Source organism: Curtobacterium sp. MCLR17_040 (assembly GCF_003234735.1).
Lineage (GTDB): Bacteria > Actinomycetota > Actinomycetes > Actinomycetales > Microbacteriaceae > Curtobacterium > Curtobacterium flaccumfaciens.
On the sequence record NZ_QKTE01000001.1, the window covers coordinates 92,108 to 104,339 of the forward strand.

A 12,232-nucleotide genomic window follows, 5' to 3' on the forward strand; every position below is an offset into this window, starting at 1 on the left:
CGCGCGGACAGGAGGCCCGGATCACCGCAGCGGGTCTGCTTCGGTGGTCCGGGCCTCCAGTCCGGTGCCCTGTTACGGACGTGCGCTGCGGCGGATGCCCGGCGTGACGCGGACCGCGATCCGTCGTCGGGTCACCAGGAGCACGCCCGCCAGCATGAGCGCGAGTGCCGCGAGCCCGAGGCCGACCAGCCCGGTCACGCCCGTGAAGGCGAGCTCGGTGCCGTGGACGATCGCGGCGAGCCCGGTCGGGAACCGGACCGTGACGGTCGCGGTAACTGTCTGTCCCGCGCTGTCGGTGACCTCGTAACCGACGAAGGTGGTTCCGGTGAACCCGCTCTCAGGGGTGAAGACGACCCGGCCGTCGCGGATGGTCCACGTGCCCTGGTCGGCGACGACCACGCGGTCGGTCGGTGCGCCGGACTCCGGGTGGAGCAGGTGCAGCGTGCCCGGCTCGAACGTGGCGCCGCCGGAGGCGGAGTCGTTGTCGAGCGGATCCACGACGACCCGGTGTCCGACGATCCCGGTGGCGGAGTCGTCGGTGGCGACCGCCGCGGCGACCACGGTCATGGTCGCGGTGGCGGTGGCCGTCTGCCCCGAGGCGTCCTTCACCGTGTAGGTGAAGGTGTCCGTGCCGGTGAAGCCGGCGGCCGGCGTGTAGACGTACGCGCCGTTCCGCTGGATCGTCACGGTGCCGTGGGCGGGCTTCCGGGCCGGGGCGGCGGTGAGGCCGGTGCCCTGGTCGTCGGCGAGCAGGCCGTGGCGGGCGTCACGGGTGACGGGCGTGCCGGACACGGTGTGCCCGGAGTCGTCCGCCGCGGCGATGCCGACCGTGATCGTGACGGTGGCGTCGACCTGCTGCTCCATCGAGTCCTGCGCACGGTACGTGACGGTGTCGGTACCCGAGAAGCCCTTCGCCGGGGTGTAGACGAACGTGCCGTCGGCGGCGATGGAGGCCGTGCCGTGACGGGCCTGACCCACCGCGACGACCGTCAGGGCGTCACCGTGGTCGTTGCCGAGCACGCCGTGGCCGGCGACCCGGACCGTCTTGCCGGCCGTGGTCGTGGCCTTGTCGTCCTTCGCGGCCGGGGCGACGTCTATGACGACGCGGGCGAACGCCGCGGTGCCGTCGGCGTCGTTGGCCGAGTACGTGAACCAGTCACGACCGGACCAGTTCGACGTGGGCGTGTAGACGTACGAGCCGTCCTTCTCGAGCGACAGTGTGCCGTTGAACGGCTTCGTCTCCATGGCGGCCCAGAGCCCACGACCGGAGTCACCGACCAGCACGCCCTTGTCGGCGGTCATGCGCATGCTGCGGTTCGTCGACATGGTGTGCCAGTGGTCGACCGCGGCGACGCCGACGACGACCGTGACCGTCGCGGTCGAGGTCCGTCCGGCGCCGTCGGTCACCGTGTAGTCGAACGTGTCCGCGCCGGAGAAGCCCTTCGCCGGGGTGTAGACGAGCGAGCCAGGCTCGGTGCCCTCGGTCACGGTGCCGTGCTCGGCGCGGCCGTGCGCGGTGACGGCGAGACCGGTGCCGCGGTCGTTGCCGGTCAGGGTCGCGCCGCTGATCGGCAGCGCGGTGTTCGCCGCGGTGCGCAAGGCGTCGGCGACCGCGGTCGGCGTGACGGTCACGGTGACGGTCGCCGTCGCGGTGCCGCCGGTCGGGTCGGTCACCGTGTAGGTGAACGTGTCCGTGCCGGAGAACCCGTCGGCGGGCGTGTACGTGACCGAGCTGGCACCGGTCGGGCCGCCGGTTGCGCCGCCGGTTCCGCCGGCCGTCGTGCTGCCGGTGATCGTCGTGGTGCCGTGGCCGGGCTTCGAGACCGCGGTGACGGCGAGCTTCGTGCCCGAGTCGTTGCCGGTGACGGCGACGTCGACCGGGGTCGCGGCGCTCGTCGTCGCGGTGTCCGCGGCGGCCTTCGGGGCGACGACGATGGTCACGGTGCCCGTGGTCGTCCCGCCGGAGCCGTCGGTGACCGTGTAGTCGAACTCGTCCGGGCCGGAGTAGCCCGGCTCGGGCTTGTACGTGTACGAGCCGTCCTCGTCGACCGTGACCTCGCCGTGCGAGGGCTTCGTGTGGTCGGTGACCGCCAGGTCGGTGCCCTTCGCACCGTCGAGCAGTCCGGTGCCGGCCGGCACGGTGGTGGTGGCGTCGGCCTCGGCCGAGGTCGACCCGCCACTGGCGACCGGGGTCACGGTGACCGTCACGGTGCCGGTGTTCGTGGTGCCCGACGGGTCCGTCACCGTGTAGGTGACGGTGTCCGTGCCGGAGAAGCCGTCCTTCGGCGTGTACGTGATCGTGCCGTCGTCGTTGCGGGTCGCGGTGCCGTTCTTCCCGTCGGTGACGGACACGACCGTCAGGCCCGTGCCGTGGTCGTTGCCCGTCAGGGCGCCGGAGGTGACCGTGGTGCTGCCGCCCGCCGCCACGGTGACGGTGTCGGGCTCCGTGCCGGGGCGGACCGTGACCGTCACGGTGCCGGTGGTGGTGCGGCCGGCGGGGTCCATCGCCGTGTAGGTGAAGGTGTCCGTGCCCGAGAAGCCGTCCTTCGGCGTGTACGTGTACGAGCCGTTCGCGGCGAGCTCGACCGTGCCGTGTGCGGGCTGCTGGTCGACGGCCGCGGTCAGGCCGGTGCCCCGGTCGTTCGCGAGCACGCCGTCGCCCTTCGCGACGGTCAGCGTCGAGCCGGCCGTGGCGGTGGCGGTGTCGGCCGTGGCGCGCGGGCCGACGACGACGGTGACCGTGCCGGTCGTGGAGCGGCCTGCTCCGTCGACCACCGTGTAGGTGAAGGTGTCCGTGCCCGAGAAGCCGTCGGCCGGGGTGTAGACGACGTGGCCGGTGGCTCGGTCGAGCGTGACGGTGCCGCGGGCGGCGCCGGTCTCGCCGGTGCCGGTGCCTGTCTCGCCGGTGCTGTTGCCGGTGCCGCTGCCGTCGCCGCCGGCGGCCCCGCCTGCGGTCACGTCGGTCACGGTCAGCCCCGTGCCCCGGTCGTTGCCGGTCAGGGTGGCGGCGTCGATGGTCAGCGCCTGGTCGGCCCGGGTCGACACCGTGTCGGCGGTCGCGACGGGTCGCACGGTGATCGTGACGGGCGCCGCACCGGTGGTGACTCCGCTGCCGTCGGTCACCGTGTAGGTGAACGAGTCGGTGCCGGACGCTCCGGCGGTCGGCGTGTACTCGACCGAGCCGTCTGCTGCGACGACGGCCGTGCCGTGGGACGGACCGGTGACGATCGTGGTCTCGAGGTCCGCACCACGGTCGTTGGCCTGCACGTCGATCGTCACCGGGGCGCCGGAGTCCGTCGACGCGGTGTCGGCGCCGATGGTCGGGTTGACCGTGATGGTGACGGTCGCGGTGCTCGGCGAACCGGAGCCGTCGACCGCCGTGTACGTGAACGCGTCGGGGCCGGAGTACCCCTCGGCCGGCGTGTACGTGAACGTGCCGGTGGCCTTGTCGAGCGTCAGCGCACCGTGCGAGGGGGACGTGTTCGACGCCACGGTGAGCCCGGTGCCGGCGTCGTTGCCGAGCACGCCGGTCGCCCGGGTGCCGGCCGTGGCCGTGCCCCCCGCGGCGACCTTGACGGTGTCGTCCTGCGCGGCCGGGGCGACCTGCACGGTGACCGTGACGGTGTCGGTCCCGCCGCTGCCGTCGGTCACGGTGTACGTGAAGGAGTCGGTGCCGGAGAACCCGGCGGCCGGGGTGTACGAGTACGAGCCGTCCGGACGCACCGTCGCCGAACCGTGCGCGGGGGTGCTGTTGCCAGTGACCGTCAGGCCGGTGCCCAGGTCGTTGTCGAGCACGTTGCCGGTCGTCGATGACCCGGCCGTCGCGGTGACGGCATCGGCCGTCGCGGTCGGCAGGACGGTGAGTCGCACCGTCGCGGTGACGGTCGCGCCGGAGCCGTCCTTCGCGGTGTACGTGAACGAGTCCGGACCGGAGTACCCCTTGTCGGCGCCGTAGGAGAACGACCCGTCGGGGCCGATCTTCACCAGACCGTGCGACGGCTGACCGTGGCCGGTGAGGGTCAGGTCCGACCCGCGGTCGTTCGTCAGGACGCCCTCCGCGGCGTCCACCGTGAGCACGGTGCCCGCGTGCACGCTGTAGGCGTCGTCGGAGCCCTTCGGTGCGACGGTGACGGTCACGGTGCTGGTCGAGGTCTGCCCCGACGAGTCCTTCGCCGTGTACTGGAACGTGTCCGAGCCGGAGAACCCGCCGGCCGGGGTGTACGTGTACGAGCCATCGGCCGCGACCGTGGCGGTGCCGTGCGCCGGCGTGGTGTTCGAGACCACGGACAGGCCGGTCCCCTGGTCGTTCGCGAGCACACCCGAGGCAGCCGGCACCGACAGCGCCGTGCCGGTGGGGGTCGTGGCGGTGTCGCTGCTGGTGGTGACGTGCGTGGCCTTCAGCGTGTTCGTGAAGGTGACCAGGACGTCCGTGCCGTCCGCGGTGGTGGCTGCCGGGAACGTGAAGGTCCCCGTCGTGCCGGTGCCGCTGGCGACGACCGCGTCGCTGTTCAGGTTCACGGCCTTCCACGTGGTCGTGTAGTTCGACAGGTCGGTGGTGCCCACCGCCGTCTGGCGGGCCGTGTAGGTCTTGTTCGGGGTCGACAGGACCGCGCCCGCCTTCTGGGGCTGGGTGCCGGCGGCCGTGCCGTTGGTGGTGGCCGTGTTGCCCGTCGAGACGCCGCCGCCGGTCACCGCCAGACCGAACTGGTCGGACGGACTCCACCGCTGGTCGACGCTCGACTGCGCCGCCAGGGTGTTGGCGTAGTTGCAGGACGCGAGGTCGCTCGGCGCGTAGCCGTTCGCGATCGTGAACGTGCTGACCTGCGCGCCCGACCCCGGATCGATCTTGTACATGGTGGAGCCGACCGAGGCGAACAGGTAGCCGTCGGACGAGAACGCGATGCCGGGGCTGCCGCTCGTGCTCGCGTCGATCGGCAGGGTCGCGACCTTCGAGGTCGTCAGAGCCGTGGTGCCCGCGGTCGTCGGGACCGTCTCGGTGTCGACACGACGGATCTCGTTGCCGGTGACGACGAACAGCAGCCCGCGGGTGCTGAACGCCATGTCACCGTTCTTGTTGGTGAGCAGGTTGCCGATGGTGCCGACCTGGCCGATCTTCGCGCCGGTCTTCGTGTCGTACGCACCGAGGTACGCGGGGTTCGCGCCGCTCGCGTAGTAGTAGATGCCGGTCGCCGGGTTGATCGCACCACGGAGCAGCTGGTGGCTGCCGTTCGGGTCCGCGGCGGTCACGTCGGCAATCCGGGCATCGTTCACCGCGTCGTACCCGGTGATCGTGTTGCCGTTGTTGATCGACGCGTACGCGGCGACACCGTTGCGGGCGACCGCGAGGGCGTTGTCGCCCGGCGCCATGCTCGTGACGTTCGTGACGGCACCGGTGGTGGCGTCGATGGCGGCGAGCTGGTTCGCGGCGGTGTTGATGCCGTACAGCGTGTTCTGGTCGCAGGCGAGCGCGCCGGCTGCGGCGGCGGGGTCGGCCACGACGGCCTGGGTCAGACCGACGCCGGCGAGGAGCGCGGCGCCGAGCATGGCGACGGCGCGCAGGCCGGGACGGCTTCTGGGCACAGCGGTGCCCGGGTTCGTACGCTGCATGATCACTTTCGGGTCGAGACGATGCGGGCACCGAGACCGACCGGAGGATCAGGGGGAACGGTCGTTGGCGCCAGGTTGATCCTGGCAGTTCCTCGTGTTCGGATGGGGACAATCCGGGTCCCCAATAGGGGGGACCACTCGTTCAGGGGGTACGCGGCGGTCCGGCACGTCTCGGTCCGCCGTCGCGACCCGTTCGCGCCCCGGGCGCACGGAAGAACCCCCGCCGGCAGGCCGGCGGGGGTTCGACGATCAGCGAGCGATCAGCAGCGGATCACGCGGTCGGACGGATCACGTCCGGCAGCAGCACGTGCAGGCGCTCGGACAGACGCGCCTTCGCCTCGTCGAGGGACCGGAAGTCCCCGACGTACTCACCGAAGGTGTCGGAGACGAAGAAGTGGGTGCCCTGGCGGTCGACGGTGCCGCCGTAGTAGCCGCCGTAGTTCGCGACCCACAGACCGGTGTCGGCCTGGGCCCACGAGATGCGGACGGGGGCTGCCTGCACGGGAGCCACGACCTGGGCCTCGATCTCGGCGATGACCTCGATCGTCTGGGTGTCCAGGGTCACCTCGGCCTGCTGGCGGTGGGCGACGGTCGTGCTCATGGTGCTGCTCCTTCGTGCTGTGCTGCGTACTGGGTGGTGCCGGTGGTTCCGGGTGGTGCGGGCGTCACGATCGGCGCCGGTGGAGCTGGTGTCCGTCGTCGTCACTCGACCGGCCGGATGACCGGCGGGAGCATGACGTGCAGCTGGTCCTCGAGCTTGGTCTGTGCCTCTTCGAGGGAGGAGAACTCGCCCACGACGAGCCCGAAGGTGTCGGAGGCCACGTAACGGTCGTCGCGCTTGTCGACGCTGCCGCCGAAGTACCCGCCGTAGCCGGCGATCCACTCGCCCTGGTCTTCCTGCACCCAGGTGACCTTGGCGCGCTTGGGGCGCGAGGAGAGCGCTGCATCGGCCTCGAGGATCGCGATGGTGTCCACGGTGTCGGTGTCGAGGGTGACCTCGGCCTGCGTCGCGTTGTTCACGGTGATGCTCATGTCGCTCTCCTTCACGATCCGGGGTACATCTGCTGACACCAGAACGCTACGAGAAGTGCCGAGGGGATCGCCAGCCAGGCCCGTCGATTCACGGGTTTCGTCAATGCCATCCATTGGGCAGCCCCGGATTTCCGGGCAGGTGCGTCGCACTTCCGGGGTACAGCGCCAGGATCGGGGTACTCGTTTTCCGGATCGCCGGGATCGGGGGACGAGACGGTGCGGACACCTGCCTGGAGGCGCGACTCGCTAGCGTCGGCACGTGACCTCCGACAAGCCCCGCGTCGACGACCGCGCCCCGGCCACCTGGCGCAGCCGTCGGTTCGCGACGGGGCTGGCGATCGCCTACGGCGTCGCCCTGGCGCTCGTCGGGTTCTGGGGCTCCCCCGTCGACGCTGCAGGGGCCCCGTGGCTCACCCGCGTCCTCGCAGCCGCGCACCGTCACGGCCTGCCGGAGCGCATCGACTACGCCACCGTGGAGTCCCTGGCGAATGTGGTCTACTTCGTGCCGCTCGGCCTGCTCGTGGTGCTGCTCGCCGGTGCCCGCTGGTGGTGGGCCGCCATCGCCGCGGGGCTCGTCGTCAGCACGTGCATCGAGACCGGTCAGGCGCTGTTCCTGCCCGCCCGCACCGCGACCATCGACGACGTCGTCGCCAACGGCGTGGGGGCGCTCCTGGGGGCCGTGGCGGGTGTGCTGCTGCTCAGCCGGGCGGCCCGGCGTCGCTGACGACGTCCTCCGCACACGAAGAAGCCCCCGGAGCAGATGCTCCGGGGGCTTCGTTCAGTGTGTCGAGACTCAGACGGACTCGCGCTGGCGGCGGACCGAGCCGCGGACCAGCAGGAGGCCACCACCGAGGACGACTGCGCCGCCGGCGACCCAGAGGGCCAGGGCGGAGACGGTCGAACCCGTGAAGGCCAGCGTGCCGTCGGTGCCGTTGCCAGCACCAGCGGCGGGAACCGCAGCAGCGTCGGCCGGGGCGACGGTGAAGGCCGCGAAGCCGACGACGCCCGAGGTGGCGCCGGTGGCGGTCAGGTTGTAGGTGCCCGAGGCGCCCTGGGGGAACGTGACCTTGACGACGAGCGAGCCGTCCGAAGCGGCCGTGTAGGTCTTCGAGACGGTCGTGGTCGGCAGCGCGCCGAGCGTGACCGCACCGGCACCGGTGACCTGGACGTTGACGGTCTCGTTGTCCTGGAACGCGCCCTCGGTGAAGTTCACCGAAGCGGTGCCACCGGCGACGGCAGTGCCGGAGACGGAGACGTCGGAGTCAGGCGTGTAACCGGCGGCGTTGGCGACGGCCGGAGTGGCGAGCAGTGCGGCGCCAGCCAGCACCACCGCTGCGATGAGCTTCTTCATGAATGGTTCCCCTAAAGATCTGAAAATCCAGACCCTGACACCCAGAGCCCGCTGTTCGCCGGTGGTTGACCCCAGCCACAGAAATGGCGGTTGTTATGGCGAAGTTGTCTCAATCTAGCGGAGTTTCCCAGCTTGATACCAGATCACGTGGATTTTGTTCATTGGTCGACGTGTGTTCATCCGCGCCAACTACCCGTCCCACGGCCCTACCGTCGGTCCATCGAGGCTTCACATAACAGAAACCCCAGGTGAGAGGGCTCAACGGTGTGAACCAGAGCACACTGTGCGTTCGATCAAGGACCTTTGCGCCCGGACAGGTTGGCGCGTTGCCCCTCGGAGTGGGGGCACACTCGCGGTTCGCTTTGCGGAGGTTCCGTTGTCAGCCCGCGGTGAGCGGCCGCTCGCAGTCGAACGTGAGGGGCTTCGTCTCGTTCTGCCGGACGCCAGGAGTCGAGTCCGCCTGCACCGCCGCCTTCGCGTACTTCGCCTCGCCGAGGAACGCGACACGGTAGGTCAGGCTCTCGCCGGGGGCGAGCAGGGTCTGCAGCTGGGCCACCGGGTGCCCGCCGTCGGTCGCTGTCTGCACCGGAGTGGTCTTGCCGTCCTTCGTGGCGCCGAGGAAGATCGCGTTCTCGGGCGCGTACGCAGCGAGCAGGGTCTTGATCTTGCCGGGCTCCACGCCGAAGTCACCGCCCCCGGTGACGTAGCGCGGCAGGGTCGTCGCGGCATCGGCCGGTGCCGCGTTCTTCACGGTGATCTCGACGACCGACGTCGGTCGTCCGTCCTTCCGGCACACCGAACTGCCAACGGAGACGCGCTTCTGGAGGTAGTAGTCCATCTTCGCGCCGGTGCCGTCGTTCAGGTAGACGGCGAACTGGTTCGAGTCGACGCTGGCCGTCGGTAGTTCGCCCGCGACCGGAGTCCCGCTGATGCGGCGCTGCTCCGCCTTGTCGGCGCTCCAGAGCCGCAAACGGCCCTCGTCAGCGCTCTGCGTCAGCGCCGACACGAATGCCTTCGCGTCGAATCCGCCAGAAGAGACCTTGGCGAACACCGCGCTGGCGGCGGACGCGAAGAAGGCGTCCTGCACCGCCGGGTCGGGGTACTTGGCGTAGACGTCGCTGAGCAGCAGCTGCACCGCGTTGTCGGAGGTCAGAGTGTCTCCGGTCGGCAACTGCACGGGGCCGGTCGCCTTGAGGATGAAGCTGAGCGTCACCGGGTCCATGGCGAGCACGCCGTCCACCTGCTGGCCGAACTTCTGTTTCCACATCTCCCGCGCGAGCTTCGCCGAGACGTCGAAGCGTGGTGTGAGGGTGACATCCTGCATGTACTCCCCGGTGATCTCCCCGTAGAGCCCACGCGTGTCAGCCGTCAGTGGCAGGACCGGTTCCTCGTACGGCCCGAAGTCCCCGCTCGAGGCCTGGGCCGACAGACGGAGCGAACCGTCCTTCGCGTCGAGCGCCGCCACCGCACCGGGGATACCTCCCCCGGCTCGCAGTTCGGCGTTGTTCTGGAAGAGCAGCAGATACCGCCGCTGCCCGTCGTGACCGAGCATGGCCGGCGCGAGCTGCACGATGCGGTTCGCCGCCACCGCCTGCTCGGACGCTGACGACAGCGCGTTCCGCAGCTGTCCCACGGCGGTGGTGACCGGCGACAGCGTTCCACTGGTGTCGATCCGCGCCGCGTCGGCGCGTGCCTGCTGGAGCGTCTTCGTGGCCTGGGCGACCGCCGGCTGCGCGTCCTCGATCGGCTGGAGGTCGATCTTGCCGTTCTTCGGCGCGAACGAATCCGACCCGAGGCCGTCGATGACGCCGGCGACGGGACTGACGGCATCGCTGGCGACGTCGTCGACGATCACCGAGATGTCGCGCACGGCCCGCAGGTTGGTCCCGAAGAAGGGTACGGACTGTGCTGCGCCCCACACGGGGTCGCCGGTCAGTGATCGAGCCGACGCTGCTTCGTCCTCGAGATGCCTCGCGGTCTTCTGCGCGGCGCCGGTGTCACCACTGGTCAGCTGCGACCGGAGGGTGTCGACGTCCCCGACGGCCCGCTCCAGGTGCCCCTTTGCGAGCAGGCCGCGGACACCGACCCAGGCGACGGCGAGGATCAGCAGCAGGACAAGGGCGAGGACGACCCACAGGACGATCCGGGCCCTGGACCCCCGGCGTACTGCAGTGCGTCGCGACTCGGGCTGGTCGGACATGAGGCGATCCTACGGTTCCGTACGTCCCACACCCGTCACTGACGGACGGAGTCCGCGTGTTCGCGGTACCAGTCGACGGTGCTGCGGAGCCCGTCCTCGAGGCCGATCTGTGCCGTCCAACCGGCATCCGCCAGCTTCGACACGTCGAGCAGCTTCTGCGGGGTCCCGTCCGGCTTGGTGGTGTCCCAGACCGTCTCGCCCTCGAACCCGACGATCTTGCCGATCGTCTCGGCGATCTCCTTGATCGTGACGTCCGACCCGGTACCGACGTTGACCTGGTCAGGACCGTCGTAGTGCTCCATGAGATGGAACACCGCCGCCGCCATGTCGTCGACGTGCAGGAACTCACGACGAGGCGACCCGGTCCCCCAGTTCTCAACGGTTGATGCACCGCTGCGAGCGGCTTCGTCGTACCGGCGGATGAGCGCCGGCAGGACGTGGGACCCGGTCGGCGAGAAGTTGTCGCCGGGGCCGTAGAGGTTGGTCGGCATCGCCGAGATCCACGGGCGGCCGAACTGCCGACGGACGGCCTGCACCTGCAGGATGCCAGCGATCTTGGCGATGGCGTACGCGTCGTTCGTGGGCTCGAGGTGGCCCGTGAGCAGTGCGTCCTCGTGGATCGGCTGCTCGGCCATCTTCGGGTAGATGCAGGACGAGCCGAGGAACACGAGCCGTTCGACACCGTGCTCCACCGCGGCATCCATCACGTTGACCTGGATCTGCAGGTTCTCGCTCAGGAAATCGTGCGGGTAGGTGTTGTTCGCCATGATCCCGCCCACCTTGGCGGCGGCGAGCACGACGTGCTTCGGCTGCTGGTCCGCGAAGAAGGCGAAGACCGCGCCGCGGTCCTTCAGGTCGAGTTCGGACGAGGTCCGTCCGACCACGTCGGTGAAGCCCTCCGACGCGAGCTTGCGCCAGACCGCCGAACCCACCAGGCCGCGGTGCCCCGCGACGTAGACGCGGTCAGCTCGATCGATCGGACCGGGGGTGAAGTCGGTCGTGGTCATCAGGAACCCCAGCTCTCGAGACGGACGGTGTCGATCCAGGGACGGCCCTCGTGCTCGAGCGCGGAGATGTCGGCGTCGACCATGATCCTCGCCAGCTCGGCGGTGTCGACGGTCGCCTCCCAACCGAGCTTCTCCTTGGCCTTCGAGGCGTCGCCGACCAGGGCGTCCACCTCGCTCGGTCGCAGGTAACGCTCGTCGAACCGGACGTGGTCTTCCCAGTTCAGCCCGGCGTGCGAAAACGCGGTGGTGAGGAAGTCCTTGACCGTGAAGTCGCCACCGGTCGCCAGCACGAAGTCGTCCGGCTCGTCGACCTGCAGCATCCGCCACATGCCCTCGACGTACTCAGCGGCGTACCCCCAGTCGCGGACGGAGTCGAGGTTGCCGAGGTACACGTGGTCCTCGAGGCCAGCCTTGATCCGAGCGACCGCGCGGGTGATCTTCCGGGTGACGAACGTCTCACCGCGACGCGGTGACTCGTGGTTGAACAGGATGCCGTTGACCGCGAACATCCCGTAGGCCTCGCGGTAGTTCCGGGTCACCCAGTAGCTGTAGACCTTCGCGGCACCGTACGGAGAACGCGGCCAGAAGGGCGTCTCCTCGTTCTGCGGCGGCGGGGTCGCGCCGAACATCTCGGAGGAGGACGCCTGGTAGAAGCGCGTGTGGATGCCGGACACCCGGACGGCCTCGAGCATGCGCATCGTGCCGACACCGGTCACATCACCGGTGTGCTCCGGCTCGTCGAACGAGACCCGCACGTGCGACTGCGCCGCGAGGTTGTAGACCTCGTCGGGCTTCAGCTCGCTGAGGAGACTGACGAGCCGCGCACCGTCGCCGAGGTCCCCGTAGTGCAGGAAGAGCTTGGCGTCGGGGTTGTGCGGGTCCACGTACAGGTGGTCGATCCGCGAGGTGTTGAACGTGGACGCACGACGGATGAGTCCGTGCACCTCGTACCCCTTCCGGAGCAGCAGCTCGGCCAGGTACGAGCCGTCCTGTCCGGTGATGCCTGTGATCAAGGCCTTCTTGGGCAACTGGTTC

Annotated in this window: 8 protein-coding genes; 1 reads left to right on the forward strand and 7 read right to left on the reverse strand. The window is 70.1% G+C overall.

Annotated features, from left to right (window positions below; all coding sequences use genetic code 11):
- Positions 1–72: 72 nt before the first annotated feature.
- The 3 genes from DEJ01_RS00470 to DEJ01_RS00480 form a co-directional block, all read right to left on the reverse strand.
- Complete coding sequence (locus DEJ01_RS00470) at positions 73–5,607, reverse strand: Ig-like domain-containing protein (RefSeq protein ID WP_146247526.1); 5,535 nt, start codon at positions 5,605–5,607, stop codon at positions 73–75.
- A gap of 271 nt (positions 5,608–5,878) precedes the next feature.
- Positions 5,879–6,208 carry a hypothetical protein gene (locus tag DEJ01_RS00475; protein ID WP_217499688.1) on the reverse strand — a complete coding sequence of 110 codons (330 nt, stop codon included), beginning with the start codon at positions 6,206–6,208 and terminating at the stop codon, positions 5,879–5,881.
- A gap of 101 nt (positions 6,209–6,309) precedes the next feature.
- A complete protein-coding gene (locus DEJ01_RS00480; protein WP_071248415.1) occupies positions 6,310–6,639 on the reverse strand; it encodes a hypothetical protein in 330 nt (109 codons plus the stop codon).
- A 259-nt stretch (positions 6,640–6,898) separates the two neighbouring features.
- Here DEJ01_RS00480 and DEJ01_RS00485 point away from each other — a divergent pair, with 259 nt between their 5' ends.
- Positions 6,899–7,363 carry a VanZ family protein gene (locus tag DEJ01_RS00485; RefSeq protein WP_111046648.1) on the forward strand — a complete coding sequence of 155 codons (465 nt, stop codon included), beginning with the start codon at positions 6,899–6,901 and terminating at the stop codon, positions 7,361–7,363.
- A gap of 69 nt (positions 7,364–7,432) precedes the next feature.
- On the opposite strand, the gene DEJ01_RS00490 is transcribed toward DEJ01_RS00485, so the two are convergent.
- The 4 genes from DEJ01_RS00490 to gmd form a co-directional block, all read right to left on the reverse strand.
- Positions 7,433–7,990, reverse strand: coding sequence for a hypothetical protein (locus DEJ01_RS00490; protein ID WP_111029789.1), 558 nt, complete (start codon positions 7,988–7,990; stop codon positions 7,433–7,435).
- 379 nt (positions 7,991–8,369) lie between these two features.
- On the reverse strand, positions 8,370–10,190 hold the full coding sequence (locus tag DEJ01_RS00495; RefSeq protein WP_111091910.1) for a DUF4012 domain-containing protein: 1,821 nt from the start codon (positions 10,188–10,190) through the stop codon (positions 8,370–8,372).
- 35 nt (positions 10,191–10,225) lie between these two features.
- Positions 10,226–11,197, reverse strand: coding sequence for a GDP-L-fucose synthase (locus DEJ01_RS00500; protein WP_111091911.1), 972 nt, complete (start codon positions 11,195–11,197; stop codon positions 10,226–10,228).
- A complete protein-coding gene (gene gmd / locus DEJ01_RS00505) occupies positions 11,197–12,225 on the reverse strand; it encodes a GDP-mannose 4,6-dehydratase (RefSeq protein ID WP_111053820.1) in 1,029 nt (342 codons plus the stop codon). Before gmd ends, DEJ01_RS00500 begins: the two co-directional genes overlap by 1 nt.
- Positions 12,226–12,232: the final 7 nt, after the last annotated feature.